Source organism: Serratia sp. root2 (assembly GCF_031931805.1).
Lineage (GTDB): Bacteria > Pseudomonadota > Gammaproteobacteria > Enterobacterales > Enterobacteriaceae > Serratia > Serratia inhibens.
Window position 1 is genome coordinate 1443687 of the sequence record NZ_JAUJXB010000001.1, and the last position, 18706, is coordinate 1462392.

The window sequence follows — 18706 nt, forward strand, 5'->3', positions numbered from 1 at the left end:
CCCTTAATCCAACGCCTTGGCGGCCTGGTGGATGGCGGCGCGAATGCGCACGTAAGTAGCGCAGCGGCAAACGTTGCCGCCCATCGCCGCGTCAATATCCGCATCGCTCGGGTTTTTGCTCTGGGCGAGCAGCGCGCTGGCACTCATGATCTGGCCAGACTGGCAGTAGCCGCACTGCACCACGTCCAGATTTACCCACGCGTCCTGCACCGCTTTACCCGCCGGTGTTTCGCCGATCGCCTCGATGGTGGTGATTTTCTTGCCGACCGCCGCCGAAACCGGCGTCATGCAGGAGCGTACCGGCACGCCGTCCAGATGAACGGTACAGGCGCCGCACATGGCGATACCGCAGCCAAACTTGGTGCCGGTCAGCCCGGCTTCATCGCGCAAAAACCACAGCAGCGGCATGTGGGTATCGCCATCAAACGTCAGCGATTGGTCGTTAACGGTTAAAGTAATCATGATGGTCTCCTTGGAGGGACGCTGGCGTCGCTGTTGGGACGGTGTAAGGGCAGACTAAGCGAGGTACGGGGCCGCCCGAGTAGCGCCAGCGCATTGCCGACCGCCGGGCCGATAGTTGGCACGCCCAGTTCGCCCACGCCAGTGGGTTTCTCGGTTGAAGGCACGATAATCACCTCGATTTCCGGCATTTCATCAATCCGCAACGGGCGGAAATTGTTGAAGTTGGATTGTTCGATCCTGCCGTCTTTTAAGGTGATGTTGCCGTACAACGCGATACTCAGGCCGTAGCCGATACCGCCCTCAATCTGCGCGCGGATCACGTCAGGATTCACCGCCACACCGCAATCCACCGCACACCACACCTTGTGTACGCGCGGAATGCCGCCTTCGCCGATAGACACTTCGGCAATCTGCGCTACCCGGGTGTCGAACGCCTTGGCGACGCCAACGCCGCGCGCCCGGCCATCCACCACCTTCGCACCCTGCCAGTTGGCGGCTTTCGCCACCGCTCGCAACACGCCGGCTTCGCGTGGCGCATCCCCCATCAGCGCCAGCCGCCCTTCCACCGGATCCTGCCCGGTTTCCTGCAGCAACTGATCGATAAAGCTTTCCACCGCATGGCCGGTATGGGTGCTGGCAACCGATCTCAGCGAGGTGGTCGGCACCTTGCCCGGCACGATATGGGTATCGCAACGGAAACTTTCGAAGGTATAAGGCAGTTCGCTGGCACCTTCGATCATCATCTGATCGACACCGTTGACCACCAGCGCCGCCATGGCGCTGTTGACCGTCCAGGAGTGGCCGACGACGGTATCGGTCCAGCCCACTACCTTGCCGCCCCGGATCGCCCCGCGTAGCCGGTGCAAAATCATCGGACGGTACCAACCGTTGCGGATGTCGTCCTCACGCGTCCACACCACCTTCACGCCATGACCGGGCCCTATAGCCTTGGCGGCGGCGGCCATATCCGCCGCCAGATCCGGCCCCAATGTGGGGTTGCCCAGATCGATGCGTCGGCCGAAACTGCCCCCGGCCAGAATGGTTTCGATTTGCACTTTTTCCGGCGGCAGCTGGAACAGATCGCACAGCTGTTTATGGTCGAGAGTTTGGATCTGGCAGCCGTAGCGCGCCTTGACGCTTTCGCCGTCCCAGAACAGATAACCGTCGAGCGGTTCCATCGGCGCATGGGCCACATAGGGGAAGGTATATTCCGCCTCGATCACCTTGTCGGCCTTGTCGAAAACTTCGTCCGGCTTGCCGCGGCTGGTCGCCACCAGGCCGGTTTTTTGCGCCACCTGGCGGAATTCGGCAAAAATTTGCTCGGTATTGCGCCTTTCAGCCTGGGAATCGTCCCACTCTACCTGCAATTTTTCGCGGCCCTGGATTGCCGCCCAGGTATTCTTGGCGTAGACCGCTACGCCGGTGTCGGTCTGCTTCACATCCACTACGCCGGGCACCTGCAGCGCCCGGCTGGCGTCAAATGACGCCACTTTACCGCCAAAGCGCGGCGATTTTTTTATGGTGACGGTCAACATGTCCGGCTCATGAATGTCCTGCGTGAACTGCGCGCTGCCGTTGGTCTTCGCCAACGAATCCACGCGGTGCAGGCCGCTCACTTTGCCGATCAGGGTAAAATTGGCCGGGTCCTTCAGCGTCAATCCTGCGGGATCCGGCGGCGGGAGTTTAGCGGCCAATGCGGCAAATTCGCCGAAGCCCGCTTCGCGGCCGCTAGCAGCATGACTGATCTTGCCGGCCTGTACGGTGATCTCCTGCGCTGAGGTTTTCCAGCTCTGAGCGGCGGCCTGAACCAGCAACGCCCGCGCCATGGCGCCCATGCGCCGCATTTGATCATAGGCGTTGGCCACCGAACTGGAACCGCCGGTGCCCTGGAAACCGAATGACAGGTTTTTGTAGACGCTGGTATCCACCGGGGCGGCGACTACGCGCACCTGCGTCCAGTCTGCGTCCAGTTCCTCTGCGACCAGCGTCGCCATGCCGGTATAGACGCCCTGGCCCACTTCGGTGTGTTTGCTGATGACGGTGACGATGCCGTCTTCGCCGATCTGTACGAAGGCGTTGGCTTCAAATGCGTTGCTTTCTGGCACGGTGGCGGGAGTGGCGCGTGCCAGTGCACCGGTCGACGGCAGATAGGCGCCAATCACCAGCGCGCCTGCGCCGACGATAAACCGCCGCCGCGTAAGCGGAACTTGCGATATTGTCATTGCTCATAGCTCCAAAATGTCGCTCAGGATGATTCCTTGCGATGAGATCGTTTTTTTTATGTGAAATGTCGGCTGCGTCCCTGACGGGATGTAGAACAACAGAACAATAATTAGCGTAGCCTATTATTCAGTCAGCCTGATGTGAGGCGAGCATTTTCTGTTGTGGGATCGTGCTCTGTATCCCGCCGAGGCAAGAAAGCGCACCTGTGCTATAAAAAAGATCTTACCGGGACATCTATGGGCATTAAGGCTATGTCGCAAAACAAGAGATTTCGTTTATATCGTCCATTACATGGGTTAAACCATACTTTTGGCGATCAGTGGTTTGCTTTGAAGGCCGAGGCTTTCGCCCGTTTCTTCGGCACCCCGACCTTTTTGATGGGGCAAACGCTGCTGGTTGGCGTCTGGATCTACCTCAACCAGGCGGGCTTCGCCAAGTTTGACCCTTACCCTTTCATCCTGCTCAACCTGGCGTTCAGCCTGCAGGCCGCCTATGCCGCGCCCTTGATCTTGCTGGCTCAAACCCGCCAGACCGAGCGTGACCAGGCGCATGCGTTGGCCGACGCGCAGCACCGGGAAGATTTGGATGAGGCGATGGCGCAGCGGCAAACCCTCGTCGAACAGCAATCCGAACAGCTGCTGGCATTGTTGAAACAAAACACCGAATTAACCACCCTGACCAAACAGATGGCCGAACGCATTGAAAATCTGGCCATCCAGTTAACCCAGCGCGAACGCCTGTAACTACCCGATCGGCGACCATCAGCTAATTCGCCAAGCGATCGAGCAGCGGCCCCAGCGCAACGCGTGAATGCCGGTGGAAGCCGCTGACGCCCTCGGCGCTCAGCAAGGCGTCCAGCACCGCGTATTCAGTGGCGTCCGCCGCCGCGGCGAACAGCGGTTCCAGCCGTTCATCCGGCAACGCGGTTCCCTGCAGGCGGGTGGAGAACGCCAGCGCGATATCGCCGGAACCGTGCCCCCAATGGCTGCCCACGCGCCCCAACCCAGCCCCGGCGCGTTTGGCGATGCGGCTGAGTTGCCGGCTGTCCAGCACCCGGTCGCAGGCGATAATGATGATGACCGAACCGGCCTCTACCTGCGGCGGCGGGTCCGCCAATTGCGCAGTCAATGCCGGCCCGACGCGCACGCCGCTCAGCGTGAGGGACTCCAGCGTGCCAAAGTTGGCCAGCACCAGCACGCCCAGGGTGGCCCCCAGACCGGGGCAATAGCGCGAAGCGGTGCCGATGCCTCCTTTCAGGCCGAAACTGCTCATGCCGCGCCCGGCGCCGACGCTGCCGCGCGCGAAGCCGATCCCGTGATTGTCCAGCGCGCTGAACACGTGCTCTTCGCGCACCGGCATTGCCTGAATATCGTTGAGATAACCGTCGTTGCATTCCAGTACCACGGGATTGATGGTGGCGCTGTCGCGGCCGATCTGCGGGTAAAGCCGGCAGCTGCGCCGCACCATGGCGTTGAATAAGGTGCCGACGGCGAAGGTGTTGCTCAGCAGGATCGGCGTTTGCAGCACCCCCAGTTCGTTGAGCTGCACCAGGCCGAGCGGTTTGGCGAAGCCGTTCAACACCGCACTGCCGCAGGGCAACGGCTGATTGAACAGGTCGCCCGGCGGCATAATGGCGGTCACGCCAGTCTGGCACTCGCCGCTGTCCAGCGTGTGATGCCCCACGGTGACGCCGCTCACGTCACACAGGCTATCCGTCGGCCCGGGTAAATAACGCGCCCCCGGCAGGCGACGGTGGCGCCGCCAGTAACTCAGCAGATTATCCAGGCTCTGTCGTTCAAAGACTTGGCTGTCTGTCATAGTGACCTCGTCAGGCGCAACCCGTTTGTAAAACAGCATATCGCGCAATGCGGCACCCCGTAAATTGAAAGCCGAAGCCGACGAGAAAATATTCTTTTTCGGCTTCGGCCGGGCATGCAAAGGGTCTCAGCGTGCCCGCCCCAGCCTGGCAGCCCAATATGGCAAGCAGGCAGGATACGAAATATTTAAGCGTGTCACTGCCAATAAGAACGAATGATGGCGAGTCGATTTTGGGGATGGAAATCGTCGTTTTGATGCTGTGATTAACGCCGCAAGTTATCATCTGCCGTATTTTTTCATGACCGGCAAGGCAGTCTTAACATTGATGTTCAGGGCGGTCATATGAAAGACGCCAGATCAACACAGGGCAGGTTCATGCCCCGCCATGGCACATCGGCGCACCAATTTGCATCATCGTTCCTCCGCCACCCCGCTCACCGCCCCCTTTCGCGGGCTGGTACGGAAATTGCTTCTCCCTGTTATGGCGACAAAGGAGAAGAAGAACATGAAAGCAATCATCATAGGCGGCGGTATCGGTGGGCTGTGCGCCGCCATCGCATTGAAGCGCTGCGGGATCGAGGCCGAGGTTTTTGAAGCGGTTAAAGAGATCAAACCGGTGGGTGCGGCGATTTCCATCTGGCCGAACGGCGTTAAGTGCCTTAACTATTTGGGGATGAAAGAACCCCTGCGTCGGCTCGGCGGCCCGATGCACTATATGGCCTATCAGGAATATCTGCACGGCCAGACCCTGACGCGTTTCAGCCTGGATCCGCTGATCGCCAGCGTCGGCGAACGCCCCTATCCGGTGGCCCGTGCCGAACTTCAGGCCATGCTGCTGGAGACCTACGGCCGTGACAATGTACGCTTTGGCAAGCGCGTCAACGGCCTTGAAGAGACCGAGGATGGCGTCACCGCCTGGTTCGAGGACGGCAGCCAGGCCAGCGGCGATTTCCTGATCGCCGCCGACGGTACCCATTCGGCAATCCGCCCTTACGTGCTCGGGCATGGGGTGGATCGCCGTTATGCCGGTTACGTCAACTGGAACGGGTTGGTGGCGGTTGATGAATCCATCGCCCCGGCCGATCAATGGACCACTTTTGTCGGTGAGGGCAAGCGGGTTTCATTGATGCCGGTCTCCGGCAACCGTTTCTACTTTTTCTTCGACGTTCCGCTGCCTACCGGGCTGGCGGAAGATCGCAGCACCGTGCGCGCCGATCTGCAGCGCTACTTCGCCGGCTGGGCCGAACCGGTGCAGAAACTGATTGCCGCACTCGATCCCGACACCGTCAACCGCATTGAAATTCACGATATCGAGCCCTTCGAACAGCTGGTGCGCGGCCGAGTGGCGTTACTGGGCGACGCCGGTCACAGCACCACGCCGGATATCGGCCAGGGCGGCTGTGCGGCGATGGAAGATGCGGTGGTGCTGGCGATTGCGTTACAAACCAACTCGCTGGGCATCGAAGATGCGCTGCTGCGTTATCAGGAGAAACGCAGCTACCGGGTAAAGGATTTGGTGCTGAAGGCGCGCAAGCGCTGTGACGTGACGCACGGCAAAGAGATGGAGATCACCCGCAGCTGGTACGAAGAGCTGAAAACCGAAACCGGCGAACGCATTCTCTCCGGCATGAAAGAGACTATTCTGGGCGGGCCGCTGGCCTGATCCGCACCCCTTCTCCGGCCAGGAGAAGGGGCAATTCTCAGGGCCTCAGCGTACAAATACGCCCCGCCGACAGCTCAATGACCCTGTCCGCCGAGGCGATAGTTTCCGGCCGATGAGCGATCAGTAAAATCGGCAGGCCAAGCCGGCGCAAGGTGCGGCTGACCAACATTTCGTTGGCGACGTCCAAATGGCTGGTCGCCTCGTCCAGGATCAACAGCTTCGGTTCTTTATACAGCGCCCTCGCCAACAGCAATCGCTGTTTCTGCCCGGAAGACAAGGTCCCGCCCATTTCACTGATTAACGTCTGGTAGCCCATCGGCAGTTGCTCAATGTCCCGATCCAGCTGCGCCAACCTGGCGCACTCGCCAAGTTTGTCTTTGTCCATTTTCGGTGAGAAAAACGTAATGTTGTCGGCAATGGAACCACGAAACAGCTGATCTTCCTGCAGCACCGCACCGATATGCCGACGAGTCTGTTGATAATCGGTACGCCGGTGTTCAACGCCCAACGTGCGTATCACCCCCGCAGAGGGCGGATATAATCCCAGCACCAACTTGGCCAAGGTGGTTTTGCCGCTGCCGGACGCCCCCACCAACGCCACCACCTCGCCGGGCATGATGTCCAGCGAGACTTGCGACAGGATCTCCCGTTCGGTTCCTGCGTATTTAAAGCTGACCTGCTCCAGGCTCAGAACCGGCAAATCGGCCGGCCAGACGCCGGCCGGGGACACCGGGCCCTGGTTGCCGGCCTGTGACGCTGCCGCGCCTTCACGCGGAGTCAACAGGATATCGGCCAACCGCTCGTTGTAAACGTCCAGCATCCGATAGGCGACCACGTTGTCTATCAACCCGTTTATGCTGGCCGAAAATCGCCCCTGAAAAGACATATAGGCCACCAGCATCCCCACCGAGAACTCGCCGGCCAGCACCGAGCCGGCCCCCAGCCACAGCACTGCCGCTGCAACTACGCTGCCGATAACGGTCTGCATGATGCCGTACACCATCATCAGTTTGCTTTCGCGCAGTTGGGCATTGCGTCGGGCGACGTTCAGGTTACGCCAGGCAGATTCCCGCGGCATCAGCGCGCCATTCACCCGCAGGCTCAACACGCCGCGCAGGCTTTCCAGAAAATGGCTGGACTCCTCGGTGCCGGCATTCCCGCTGTCCTGCGCCGCTTTCCGCAGCGTGCTGAACCAACAAAGGCGCAACAGGCCGTAAACGGCGGCGGCGGCCAAGGCTACCAGGGTCAACTTTGCGCTGTAGAAAAACATCATGGTCAGCGTACCCACCACCAACAGCACGTCCAAAAAGGCTTCGAGCAACGTTGTGGTCAGGGTGTCCTGTATGGTGTCGACGGCATCGAATTTGGCGCTGATATCCCCCATGTTGCGTGCCTCGAACCAGCCTATCGGCAGGCGCAGCAGATGGTGAAACACGTTGGCCGTCCACTGCATATTGAAGTTGACCGCCATGGTCAGCGTCGCCCACTGCCGCGCCAGTTCCAGCAGCATCTGGGTGCCGGCCATCAGCAGCATGGCGATGACGATCAACGTCAGCAGGCTGGCGTCCAGCGCCACCAGCACCTCATCGATCACCAGTTGGTTTATCAGCGGGCCGATCAGCGCTAGCACCTCCAGCGCCACGGCGAAGCAGAAGATCCTGGCCAGCGCAGGTTTTAGGCCGTGCGTTTTGCCAATCAACATTGTCAGGCGGATCTTTTCCCTGCGATCCTGAGCTTCAAACCGGTGGTTGGGCGTCAGCTCCATCGCGATGCCGGTAAAATGACGGTTCGCCTCTTGCAGGCTCATTTTCACCTGGCCGCGCGCGGGATCGTGCATTTCCAGCGTTTGCCCCCGTACCCGTCGCAGAACGGTAAAATGATTCATGTCCCAATACAAAATGCAGGGCACGGCCAGCAAGTGCAGTTCGTCCAGCTCCAGCCGAATGACGCGGCCGCTTAAGTTCAAGCCTTCGGCGTACTCCATCAGTTGCGAAAACGTCATGCCAAGCTGCGAGACATGACATTCCGCGCGCAGCGTTCGCATATCGACCCGGTGCCCATGCCAACCGGCTATCATCGCCAGACAGGCCACCCCGCACTCCGCCGATTCCGTTTGGCGGATCAGCGGCAGGCGCTTTCGCCACCCCCAGTTAATCATCTCTGTTACGTCCATGCTTACATCCTCCCTTGCAGGCTCCATAACGGCTCCAGTAGCCATTCGTACAGGCGACGGCTGTCCAGCTCAATGTCAGCGGACACCGCCATGCCGACGCGCAGCGGTTCCTGCCTGCCGTAAGCCGTAATGGTGGTTTTATCCAGCGCCACGATCACGCGGTAATGCCCTTCGTTTTCCTTCCAGACCAGCGGATTTTGCAACAGCGCGTCGCCGGCGCTGAGGCTGGCATGCGTGATGGTGCGGGTAGAACCGTACTGCACGCCAAACTTTTCATAGGGGAACGAGGCAAAACGCAGGCCGACGCGCTGGCTGGGTTTGATAAAGCCCACCGCCTTGCTCGGGGCAAAAAGCTCTACCTGCAACTGCGCCCCGTCCGCCACCATCATCAATAAAGGATCGCTGGGTTTCACCGTCTGCCCGGCGCGGGCCAGCACTACGGCGACATACCCGTCTACCGGCGCAGTCAGCGTATTGTCGCGCTGGGCGCCGAGCTCTATTTTTTGCTGATCGATGCCCTGCAACTGGCGTTCAAGCTCGGCGTCCCGCCCCTGCTGTTGTTGCTGGAGAGTTTGCAGTTCCGAGCCTGCCGCCGCCAGTTCGCGCTTTAACCTCAGCTGCGCCTGCCGTTGGATTTCGACCTTTTCCCGCATCGTCGACAGTTCCATTTGCTTTTGCTGGAATTCGATTTCGGACACATAGCCTTTGGCTATCAGCTTGCGGTAACGCGCCATCACCGAATGCGAGAACGCCGCCTGTTGTTGAACCAGCGCCAACGCAGAACCCAGGCTGGTCAGTTCGTCATTCAGCTGCGCGATACGCTGTCGCACGCCGGTTTGCCGCAGAGCGCTGGTCGCCCGCTCTTGTTCGCGCTGGTGTTCCAGCATGCGGTATTGCTGATCCAGTGACGCAGCCACCGACGCCAGCGCGCCAACGCCCTGCCCGTTGAAATGCTCGCCGCTGAGCCGATAAAGCGGCTGGCCGGCCTTAACCGCCGCCCCTTCTGCCACCAGACATTCAGTGACCTGCCCGGCGTTGCGGGCAACCACTTTGATCAGCCCGCTGGAGGGCATGACCACACCTTCCAGCCGCGCTTTACGGGTATATTCGCCCAGCATCAGAAATAGCAGGATAGCCAGCACCAGCACACCGCTGGCCCAGGCATAGGCGGTTAAACTGAGGCTGGGCGGAATAACGACTTCGCCCTCGGCCTTTGTCGCTTGTGCGGCGAAATAGCCCTCTCGATAAAGCTGGGGCGGACGTCCTGTCATGGGGATTACACCTTAAGGCCCGTTTATAAACCGGCGGTTATTTTCCTTTTCCCGCACTTTTCCCCATGCGGATACACCAATGTAGCGCAATAGAAAGGCATTTTATTGTAGCAATCATGCCCACCGGCACGCAGAAAATAATAATACACTTCGCCCACCCATCAGGGATATCGATATTAAACCAGCCACCAGACTGGCTTAGCCCCACAGCTCTGAATAAATCATGGGACAATGAAAAGACGAGAAATATGCCAACAAAAATCGCCACACCTTTGCTTTTCAACGATTAACCCCACCAAAAACAATATAACTCAACCACGCAGACTATATTGCATTAAAAATTACCGTTTAGGATAAAATTACCAACGGCAGGTTCCACCATTATAACTACCAGACCTTTTTTCCGATGCGCCCTGCGTCCATTTTCCGCCGCCAATCATATCTATCTCTGATTTTGTTAATATTCCCACAACTCCCTCCAACGCCATTTATGATATTTTTTACGAACCACACATCTAATCATTTTGCTAATTGTATAAACACAAAAAACAACCAAGTCAACAATAAACAAAGGAATAAATAAAATAATTACATATCAATTAAAGGTATAACTTAATTAAATCATCAAAATATTTTTATACCTTCACTTAACATCAACAACTAAAAAAACCGCCCAAATTAATTAAATGAACAACCAGGATAAAAACTGAAGTCATCACGAAAAGCGATTCGATTTATGCAACTGAACGCCAAACAATCTCAATATTCAGGATTAATAACCCGATGAAGAAAAGATGGCGAAACAGCGGCGGGCGGCAATGGCGGCGCGCAAGCTGGCGCCGTTGCCGTTGCCGTTGCAACGGCGGGTGGCGTTCCTGCAGCGGCCATAACGCCGCTAATGGCTGCCCGGATTGGCGCGCAGCCTGGCTACCTGAGCTTCCACCTCTCGCCATGCCGGTTTGTGGCCGGCATAGCGTTGACGCAGGTAATTCACCAGATCCGCTACCTGCCGATCGGAGAAGCTGTCCTTGAAGCCCGGCATAAAGCCCAGATCCGCGGTGGCCGGTTTGGCAATGCCTTGCAGGATCACTTTGATCAGGTTATCCGGCCGATCGCTGAAAATATTGGTGTTATTGGCCAAATCAGGACTGACGCCAAACAGCTGCGGCCCACCGCTGGCGGCGCTGTGGCAAGCCTGGCAAGCGCCCTGGAACAAACGTTCGCCGGCCTGTTGCGCCAGTGCGGGTTGCAGACTTCCGGCCAGCTGTATCTGCGGTTCCACGTTTAACGTTGTCGGGGTGCTCAGGGAGATAAGATAGCCGGCCATCGCCCGCACGTCCGATTCCGGCAGCGTAGCCAGTTCGCTGACCACCGGCCCCATCGGCCCGGCCGCCACGCCGTGTTCGGCGGAGTGGCCGCTGCGCAGATACCGGAACAGCTGTTCTTCGCTCCAGGGTTTGTCCGCATTGGCCAGTTGGTTCAACGCCGGCGCTTCCCAGCCGTCCACCATCGCCCCTGCCAGGAAACCGGCGCCGCCCTTTTCCGCCCCCATCAGGTTACGCGGCGAATGGCAGGCGGCGCAGTGGCCCAACCCGTTGACCAGGTAAGATCCGCGATTCCACTGCGCAGTTTGCGTGGGGTCCGGTTGGTACTCGCCCTGACGTAGAAACAGCGCATTCCAGCCGGCCATCAGCGGGCGCAGATTAAACGGGAAACGCATCTGGTTAGCCGGGTTGCTTTGCGCGACCGCAGGCTGCGACATCATGTAGGCATACAGCGCTTGCATATCGCCGTCGGTCATTTTGCTGAACGAAGTATAAGGAAACGCCGGATACAGATGGCGGCCGTCGCGACTGATGCCCTGGCGCATCGCCCGATCGAAAGCGGTAAACGACCAGTTGCCGATGCCGGTTGCCACGTCCGGGGTGATATTGGTGCTGTACAGGGTACCGAACGGGGTTTCCATCGCCAGGCCACCGGCGTTGGTCGCCCCCTCCGAGGCGGTATGACAGACCGCGCAATCCCCGACGGCGGCCAACTGGCGGCCTCGTTCCAGGGTCGCGGCGGACCAGGTGCCTGCGCCCGGTGTGGCGACCGGTGCAATCGCCGTCCGCCACGGCAGCGCCGTAGCCGCGACGCCCAACAGAGCGCCGAGAATACCCGCCGCGCTACCGAACCACCATTTGCTGCGCCTGGGTTTGGTCGCCGGTGCAGGCTCTTCCCGGGCGCTATCCGGGCCGTTCAACGCCTCGCGCAGTCGATCGGAGGTGATCGGCAATTCGCGAAAGCGAATGCCGGTGGCGTCAAACACCGCGTTGGCGATGGCCGCCGCGCTGGGTACCGACGCGGACTCACCGGCGCCCAGCGGCGGATCGTACGGCCTCGGCATCATCACCACATCGACCTCCGGCACCTCCGGGAAGGTCAATATCGGGTAAGCGCCCCATTCCTTGCTGGAAATCGTCGATTCTTCGAAGGTGACGCGCTCTTTCAATACCCGGCTGGTCGACTGGATCACGTTGCCGTGGATCTGGTGACGCACCCCGTCCGGATTGACCATCATGCCGGCGTCATGCCCCACCACAATACGCGTGACCGCCACTTCGCCGCTGGCCTTGTCGATCGCCACGTCGGCGACCCAGGCCGCCCAGGCGGCGCCAAAACCGGGAAACTTGCTGTGTATATAGCGCGCATAAGCGAAACCGCGCCCGCGCAGTACGCCGTCTTCCGCCGGTGTCTGCATCGGTTCGGTATGGGGTGTCCAGCCGGCGCGTTCAGCGGTGCTGCGCATCAGTTCGGTGGCGCGCTCATCGTTGATGTAACGCAGCCGATACTCCAGCGGATCGACGCCGGCGGCGTTAGCCAGTTCGTCGATATAAGACTCGTGCGCAAAGGTATTCGGCAACGCCGACACGCCGCGCATCCAGGAAGCGCGCACAATCGGTGCCATATCCTCAATGCTGACGCGCAGCGCCGGGTAGTCATAAGGCGGCACCGAGGTGCGGTCGCCCATTTCATAAGCCACCGGCACGGGTTCCACCCTGCCGGTCAGCAGCAGCGCCAGCGTCGGCGCGCCATTTGAGGGGTAATAGGTGCGAAAATCGTAGGCGACGGGATGGCCTGCGGCGTCCAGCCCGCCATCGACTTCCATCAGCTGTGCAGTGCCCTTCGGTTCCCACAGGTGTTCCTGCTCGCGCGTCAGTTGCACCCGCACCGGGCGGCCCACCGCCCGCGACAGCAACGCCGCATCGGCGCATACGTCGTCGGCGCAGTTGCGGCCATAACAACCGGCGGCTTCCATGCGGATAATGTCAATCTGCGCTTCCGGGTATTCCAGCAGCCAGGCGAGGTCGGCGCGCAGCAGGTGCGGATTTTGAGTGCCGGACCAGACTCGCAGTTGCTGCGGCTGGTAGTCCGCCAACGCGCAAGAAGGGCCGATAGAGGCATGCAGCTGGTACGGCCACAGATAGCTGCGGGTGAAACGCCGATCGGCGGACGCCAGCGCCGCATCGACGTTACCGGTGTCATGCACTACCCGCGTCGAATGCGGATTATCGCGCAGCGCCTGTGCCACGTCGGTCATCTGCGGCAGATTGCGTCGCCAATCCTTCCAGCTCACCTGCAGCGTCTGCGCCGCCTTGATCGCCTGCTCCTCGCGCTCGGCGACGATACCGATAAAGTCGCCGATCACCACCAGTTTGACGATGCCGGGAATAGCGGCGATCGACTGCTCATCCACTGCCAGCAGGCTGGTGCCGACGAACTCACCGCTGTCGTAACCGGCGTACGGCGGTCTGATCACCCGGCCATGCAACATATTCGGCAGGCGCATGTCGTGCACATAGGTCGTTTCGCCGGTCGCCTTGGCCGGAATATCGACCCGCGCAGTGCCGGTGCCCACCAGCCGGTATTCGGCCTGCGGTTTGAGCGGCGCGTCGCCGGAAATCGGCAACTCGACATGCACGCCCGCCACCAGCTCGCCGTAGGTCAACGTCTGCCCTTGCGGGCCCACAATAGCGCCGTCGCTCAACGTCAGTTGATCTACCGCGCTGTTAAAACGCTGCGCCGCCTGTTGCAGCAGCCAGCGGCGCGCCTCGGCGGCGGCATTTCGCAGCGGCACGGCGGAAATCTGCAGCGTGGCGCTGGCGATGGTCGCCCCCTGGTTTGGCGTACTTTCGGTATCACCCAGCACCATGCAGACCTGTTCCATTCGCAGATACAGCTCTTCGGCGACGATCTGCCCCAGCGCGGTGCGCACACCGGTGCCGAGATCGACATGGCCATTAAAGGCGTAGACCTCACCGCTGTCGCAAATGGCGATAAACAGCCCCTGCTCTTTGGGTTTCAGGGTAGGCGTTTGGCCTTTCGGTACCAGACCCGGCGGCGGCTGGATCTGATCAATAACCAGTAGCGTGCCGTTACGTTGCAGTAATTCGGCCTGGCTCGGCAATGAGAAACGGGCGTCAGTCATGCGGGGTTTCCTCACTGCGGCAGAGAATAATGGCGCGCTGAACCGCGCGCAGGATTTCGATATGGGTGCCGCAACGGCACAGATTGCCGGACAGCGCCTGGCGGATTTCGCCGTCGCTCGGCGAAGGGTTGCGATCCAGCAGGGCTTTGGTGGTCATGATCATGCCGTTCAGGCAATAACCGCACTGCGCGGCCTGCTCTTCAATAAAGGCGCGTTGCACCGGGTGCAGGTGATCACGATCCCCCAGCCCTTCCAGCGTGGTGATCGCTCTATCGGCCACGCCCAGTGCCGGGATCACGCAGGAGCGTGCGGCAATGCCGTCTATCAGCACAGTGCAGGCGCCGCATTCGCCGAGGCCACAGCCGTATTTCGGGCCGTTTAGCGCCAGATCGTTGCGCAGCACCAACAGCAGCGGCGTGTCCGCCATGACCTGGGTATGAATGTTTTTTCCGTTCACCGACAGCATCAACGGATGCTCCGTCAGCGTTTTTACCGCCCCCTCCCTGGACGTTGGCACTTCAGATATCGCCATTCTCGCGTCTCCGCCTGCGCTCCGGTTATACCCGTCATCTTTCAAGCCGCAGCGTTGTTACCTGCACTTACGCATCCCCAGTCACTTACCGGAATAAGCTCCTGAGGATGCGCAAGCTGGGTGCCTGGCTGCAACTTGAAAGCTATAGGGTATGTATTGTGGGCCGTGACCTCGCCGCAGGCCACTCACCGGACAACCGCAGTTACGGGGAGCCAATCAGCCTGGCGGCTGGTCTTCCAGCATTTTATTGAGCAGGAACATCAAAGCTACACGTTCGGCCGGATTGAGCGTACCGAAGGTTAATTCCGTGATCTTCGCCGCATGCGGCACCGTTGCCGCCAGCAGTCCGACGCCGGTATCGGTCAACCCGACCACCACTTTGCGCCGGTCTATCGGATCCGGCATTACGGTGATCAGCTCGCGCGCCTTGAGGCGCTCGACGATACCGCGAATGGTGGCCTGATCGACCGCCGTCACCTGCACCAGTTCGGTCAATGAGCTAGGCCCCATGTCGCGTACCGCACACAGAGTAATAAACTGCACGGCGGTCAGTTGCGAATCCCCGACGTTCTGCTGGAATATCGCCACGTGGCGTTGATAAACCTTGCGCAGCAGGTGCCCGACTTGTTCAGTAAAATGGTAGTTTTCGGCTTTGCCGTCATCGGCGGCCGAGTATTCGGGGGGCGTCATTGCGTTACTCTCACCATCTATGGAAACTACCGAGAATAGTACAAACCCCCGCGGTTAACAGCAACGGTTAACCCTGGCGCACCCGTGATGCCTCCGGCGCTACCACTTCCCCTTCAGCCACTACCGTCAGGCCATCCAGGCTGATGTCGCAGCGACGCAACGCAATATCCATGTGGCACGGCGTTTTTCGCGTACCGCCGACTTCGGTATTCGGGCCGGTGGAGAACAGGAAGTTGCCGTAAAATGCGCGCGCATCCATGCACATACCGTCGTTTTTATCGTGCAGGCCCATTGCCGTCCATTGGGCGCGCGGTTGCAGGCCCCAACCGATATGCGAGATGCCGTACACTTCCGGATCCTTGAAATACTTCATGTATTCACGCAAATATTCCGCTTCGAAGCCGCCGTGAATACCCGTCACGAAGCCTTTTTCAATCTCCAGCGTAATGCGTTCACGGGCATAGCTCTTGAACGGCAGCAGGATATCGCCGACGTCCAGCACCAGCACCCCTTCCGCCTGCTCTTCATTCGGCCAGGTGAACAGAAAACCGCTCGGCCAGTGATCCCAACGTCCCGGCTCGTCGGCATAACCGTATTCGGTCACCGTCGGATATTGCCCCAAGGGTGCATGAAAATCGCTGCCGGCGGAGGATGTCACCCGCATCAGCTTCGCCTGTTCCAGCACCGCAGCCGCCGCCAACACTCGCGCCTTGTCTTCTGAGTCAGGCAACATCCGTGCCAACACCTCCGGCGGCTCGACCGCCAAAAGTATACGCGTGCCGGTTTTCAATATTTGCTCCTGCTCCGGCGAGTGCAGCAACATCATGGTGTCGACGATCAAATCGGCGGCTTCCAGCGCACGCTGCGCGGCAGGGTTGCCGGTCAGCGCCGTGTCGCCGCAGTAAGCGGTCATATCATTGCCCATCGCCCGCGGATGGTTGAACGAGGGGAGCTCCACCGTATAAACCTTGGCCCCCAACCGCAGCGCGGCATCGGTGGCGGCGCGCACCGTACGCGCATCGGAATAGTGGCTTTTCAGGATGGCTACGCTCTGCGAAGCATCCACTTTCGACAACCTAAGCACCTGCTCGAACAGTTGAACCAACTGACTCTCATTGACCGCCATGGTGTATCTCCCGTCTCGCTAATGAATGACCGACGCACTTGGCGCTGGTGAGGTTATTTTGCACAAATTAAAGTGAACACACTCTTTTAATCATCTAAGACTAAAATTCAATGAGAAGCAAGCCGCTAACGCCACCCATAAGTAAATCCTATTTTATGCCTGCAACAGGCTGTGATTAACATGAGTTTACCAGCAAGTTGCGTCCCATTAGCGTGAGCGAGATCTAAATTAACACTTGTGCAACTTTGCGATATTAAGTGTATACACTATAAATTACTCGTCCGACATTGTTGCGGACAACGCGTAAAAAGACCAACAGTCAGGGGAAAAACGATGAGCAAACAACAACGCATTGCCGTAGTTGGCGCAGGCCTGGGTGGCGCTGCCGCCGCCGGTCTGCTGCAAAAAGCCGGCTTTACCGTCGATTTGTATGAGCAAAGCCCGGTGTTTTCGCGGCTCGGTGCCGGTATCCACATGGGCCCGAACGTACTGAAGATTTTCCGCCGCCTCGGCATCGAACAGCCGCTGGAGCAAATGGCTTCGCACCCGGATTTCTGGTTCAGCCGCGATGCCGAAAGCGGCGATTATCTGTCGCGCATTGAATTGGGGGCATTTGCCCGCAAAGAGTACGGCGCGGCATACGTGACCGTGCATCGTGGCGATTTACAGGCGTTGCAGATGGCCGCTCTGCAACCGGGCAGCGTGCACTTTGGCAAATGCCTGAGCAAGATTGAAGATCGCGGCGACGAGGTAGTGTTGAATTTCGCCGACGGCACCAGCGCCACCGCCGATATCGTGATTGGCGCCGACGGCATCAATTCACGCATTCGCGAACACCTGTTAGGCGTCGAAGCGCCAACCTACAGCGGCTGGGTGGCCCACCGCGCACTGATCCGCGGCGAGAAACTGGCCAAATACAATTTGAGCTTCGAAGACTGCGTGAAGTGGTGGTCGGCGGATCGCCACCTGATGGTTTATTACACCACGCAAAAACGCGACGAATACTATTACGTCAGCGGCGTACCCCACCCGGCGTGGGATTTTCAGGGCAGCTTCATCGACAGCAGCCGCGAAGAAATGTACGAAACCTTCGCCGGTTATCACCCGATTGTACAAGCGCTGATCGAGTCCAGCGAGCAGGTCACCAAATGGCCGCTGCTGAACCGCAAACCGCTGCCGTTGTGGAGCGAAGGCCGTATGGTGCTGCTCGGCGACGCCTGCCACCCCATGAAGCCGCATATGGCGCAGGGCGCGGCGATGGCGATCGAAGATGCCGCCATGCTGGCCCGTTGCCTGCAGGAAACCGGCCTGACCGACTACCGTACCGCCTTCCAACTGTATGAAGCCAACCGCAAAGAGCGCGCCTCTCGCGTGCAGGCAGTGTCCAATGCCAATACTTTCCTGCGCACGCAGGAAGATCCGGCCTGGGTGTACGGCTATGACCTGTACGCACAGGCGCTGAAATCGGAGAACGCCGCATGAGCCGTTTCCTGTATGGCGCCAACGTGCAGGCCAACAGCATCCGCCAGCACTATCTGCGCTACGGCGGCCAGGGTCCGACGTTGATCCTGATCCCCGGCATCACCAGCCCGGCGATCACCTGGGGGTTCGTCGCCGAACGGCTGGGAGAAAGATACGACACCTACGTGCTGGATGTGCGCGGGCGCGGCCTGTCTTCCAGCGGCCCGGATTTGGCTTATGACGCCGAAACCTGTGCGCAGGACGTCAACGCTTTCGCCGCCGCGCTGAAGCTGGACAGCTATTCGCTGCTCGGCCACTCCATGGGCGCGCGTTTTGCCCTGCGCGCTGCGGTGCTGCAACCGGCCGGCGTGCGCCGGTTGGTGCTGGTCGATCCGCCGGTTTCCGGCCCCGGCCGCCGCGACTATCCCGGTAAATGGCCGTGGTACGTCGATTCCATCCGCCAGTCGCTGCCGGGGATGGATGCCGAACAGATGCGCACCTACTGCCCGAGCTGGAGCGAGGAGCAGCGTCAGTTGCGCGCCGAATGGCTGCACACCTGCTATGAACCGGCCATTCAACGTGCCTATGAAGATTTTCATCAGGTAGACAGCCACCGCGACTATCCCGACCTGAGCATGCCGACGCTGCTGATGGTCGCGGGCCTGGGTGGCGTGATACTGCCGGAAGATGAGGCGGAGATCCGCGCGTTACAACCGGAAATCACCCTCGCGCACGTGGCAAACGCCGGGCATATGATCCCGTGGGACGATTTTGACGGTTTCTTCCGCGCCCTGGGCGATTTTCTGGATTAACTTA

The 18706-nt window shown here is 59.7% G+C and carries 14 protein-coding genes; 4 read left to right on the forward strand and 10 right to left on the reverse strand.

Features of this window, described 5'->3' with window-relative positions; translation table 11 throughout:
• Positions 1–3 precede the first annotated feature (3 nt).
• Positions 4–462, reverse strand: coding sequence for a (2Fe-2S)-binding protein (locus QZQ97_RS06445; RefSeq protein WP_126482551.1), 459 nt, complete (start codon positions 460–462; stop codon positions 4–6).
• On the reverse strand, positions 459–2684 hold the full coding sequence (locus QZQ97_RS06450) for a xanthine dehydrogenase family protein molybdopterin-binding subunit (RefSeq protein WP_311992761.1): 2226 nt from the start codon (positions 2682–2684) through the stop codon (positions 459–461). Before QZQ97_RS06450 ends, QZQ97_RS06445 begins: the two co-directional genes overlap by 4 nt.
• Before the next feature lie 237 nt (positions 2685–2921).
• Between QZQ97_RS06450 and QZQ97_RS06455 the strand changes: the two genes are divergently transcribed.
• Positions 2922–3428 (forward strand): DUF1003 domain-containing protein, encoded by a 507-nt coding sequence (locus tag QZQ97_RS06455; protein ID WP_311992762.1) that lies wholly within the window; start codon positions 2922–2924, stop codon positions 3426–3428.
• Positions 3429–3450: 22 nt separating this feature from the next.
• On the opposite strand, the gene QZQ97_RS06460 is transcribed toward QZQ97_RS06455, so the two are convergent.
• The gene (locus QZQ97_RS06460; protein WP_311992763.1) at positions 3451–4503 is read right to left on the reverse strand and encodes a P1 family peptidase; all 1053 of its coding nucleotides are present in this window, start codon (positions 4501–4503) and stop codon (positions 3451–3453) included.
• A gap of 505 nt (positions 4504–5008) precedes the next feature.
• Between QZQ97_RS06460 and hpxO the strand changes: the two genes are divergently transcribed.
• Entirely contained in the window at positions 5009–6166 is a 1158-nt protein-coding gene (hpxO, locus tag QZQ97_RS06465) for an FAD-dependent urate hydroxylase HpxO (protein WP_311992764.1), read from the forward strand.
• Between the two features lie 37 nt (positions 6167–6203).
• Here the strand turns inward: hpxO and QZQ97_RS06470 are convergent, their stop codons facing one another.
• From QZQ97_RS06470 to QZQ97_RS06500, 7 genes are all read right to left on the reverse strand, one after another.
• On the reverse strand, positions 6204–8339 hold the full coding sequence (locus QZQ97_RS06470) for a peptidase domain-containing ABC transporter (RefSeq protein WP_311992765.1): 2136 nt from the start codon (positions 8337–8339) through the stop codon (positions 6204–6206).
• A gap of 2 nt (positions 8340–8341) precedes the next feature.
• On the reverse strand, positions 8342–9610 hold the full coding sequence (locus tag QZQ97_RS06475; RefSeq protein ID WP_311992766.1) for an HlyD family secretion protein: 1269 nt from the start codon (positions 9608–9610) through the stop codon (positions 8342–8344).
• A 37-nt stretch (positions 9611–9647) separates the two neighbouring features.
• Positions 9648–9893: a hypothetical protein gene (locus tag QZQ97_RS06480; protein ID WP_311992767.1), complete on the reverse strand. Its 246-nt coding sequence runs from the start codon at positions 9891–9893 to the stop codon at positions 9648–9650.
• Positions 9894–10505: 612 nt separating this feature from the next.
• Positions 10506–14081 (reverse strand): molybdopterin cofactor-binding domain-containing protein, encoded by a 3576-nt coding sequence (locus QZQ97_RS06485; protein WP_311992768.1) that lies wholly within the window; start codon positions 14079–14081, stop codon positions 10506–10508.
• Positions 14074–14613 (reverse strand): (2Fe-2S)-binding protein, encoded by a 540-nt coding sequence (locus tag QZQ97_RS06490; RefSeq protein WP_311992769.1) that lies wholly within the window; start codon positions 14611–14613, stop codon positions 14074–14076. The genes QZQ97_RS06485 and QZQ97_RS06490 overlap by 8 nt, the downstream gene beginning before the upstream one ends.
• Positions 14614–14829: 216 nt before the next feature.
• Positions 14830–15303 (reverse strand): MarR family winged helix-turn-helix transcriptional regulator, encoded by a 474-nt coding sequence (locus tag QZQ97_RS06495; RefSeq protein WP_311992770.1) that lies wholly within the window; start codon positions 15301–15303, stop codon positions 14830–14832.
• Between the two features lie 67 nt (positions 15304–15370).
• Positions 15371–16429, reverse strand: coding sequence for a 2,5-dihydroxypyridine 5,6-dioxygenase (locus QZQ97_RS06500; RefSeq protein ID WP_311992771.1), 1059 nt, complete (start codon positions 16427–16429; stop codon positions 15371–15373).
• Between the two features lie 333 nt (positions 16430–16762).
• Here QZQ97_RS06500 and QZQ97_RS06505 point away from each other — a divergent pair, with 333 nt between their 5' ends.
• Both QZQ97_RS06505 and QZQ97_RS06510 read left to right on the forward strand, forming a co-directional pair.
• The gene (locus QZQ97_RS06505; RefSeq protein WP_170865708.1) at positions 16763–17911 is read left to right on the forward strand and encodes an FAD-dependent monooxygenase; all 1149 of its coding nucleotides are present in this window, start codon (positions 16763–16765) and stop codon (positions 17909–17911) included.
• Positions 17908–18702, forward strand: coding sequence for an alpha/beta fold hydrolase (locus tag QZQ97_RS06510; RefSeq protein ID WP_311992772.1), 795 nt, complete (start codon positions 17908–17910; stop codon positions 18700–18702). Before QZQ97_RS06505 ends, QZQ97_RS06510 begins: the two co-directional genes overlap by 4 nt.
• The last annotated feature ends 4 nt before the right edge of the window (positions 18703–18706 follow it).

What these genes read in the sequence shown, in the direction of transcription:
- QZQ97_RS06485 (WP_311992768.1), bottom strand. Translation starts at nt 14,081, where the DNA reads ATGACTGACGCCCGTTTCTCATTGCCGAGCCAGGCCGAATTACTGCAA.
- QZQ97_RS06510 (WP_311992772.1), top strand. Translation starts at nt 17,908, where the DNA reads ATGAGCCGTTTCCTGTATGGCGCCAACGTGCAGGCCAACAGCATCCGC.
- QZQ97_RS06500 (WP_311992771.1), bottom strand. Translation starts at nt 16,429, where the DNA reads ATGGCGGTCAATGAGAGTCAGTTGGTTCAACTGTTCGAGCAGGTGCTT.
- QZQ97_RS06445 (WP_126482551.1), bottom strand. Translation starts at nt 462, where the DNA reads ATGATTACTTTAACCGTTAACGACCAATCGCTGACGTTTGATGGCGAT.
- QZQ97_RS06470 (WP_311992765.1), bottom strand. Translation starts at nt 8,339, where the DNA reads ATGGACGTAACAGAGATGATTAACTGGGGGTGGCGAAAGCGCCTGCCG.
- QZQ97_RS06490 (WP_311992769.1), bottom strand. Translation starts at nt 14,613, where the DNA reads ATGGCGATATCTGAAGTGCCAACGTCCAGGGAGGGGGCGGTAAAAACG.
- QZQ97_RS06460 (WP_311992763.1), bottom strand. Translation starts at nt 4,503, where the DNA reads ATGACAGACAGCCAAGTCTTTGAACGACAGAGCCTGGATAATCTGCTG.
- QZQ97_RS06475 (WP_311992766.1), bottom strand. Translation starts at nt 9,610, where the DNA reads ATGACAGGACGTCCGCCCCAGCTTTATCGAGAGGGCTATTTCGCCGCA.
- QZQ97_RS06455 (WP_311992762.1), top strand. Translation starts at nt 2,922, where the DNA reads ATGGGCATTAAGGCTATGTCGCAAAACAAGAGATTTCGTTTATATCGT.
- QZQ97_RS06450 (WP_311992761.1), bottom strand. Translation starts at nt 2,684, where the DNA reads ATGACAATATCGCAAGTTCCGCTTACGCGGCGGCGGTTTATCGTCGGC.
- hpxO (WP_311992764.1), top strand. Translation starts at nt 5,009, where the DNA reads ATGAAAGCAATCATCATAGGCGGCGGTATCGGTGGGCTGTGCGCCGCC.
- QZQ97_RS06505 (WP_170865708.1), top strand. Translation starts at nt 16,763, where the DNA reads ATGAGCAAACAACAACGCATTGCCGTAGTTGGCGCAGGCCTGGGTGGC.
- QZQ97_RS06495 (WP_311992770.1), bottom strand. Translation starts at nt 15,303, where the DNA reads ATGACGCCCCCCGAATACTCGGCCGCCGATGACGGCAAAGCCGAAAAC.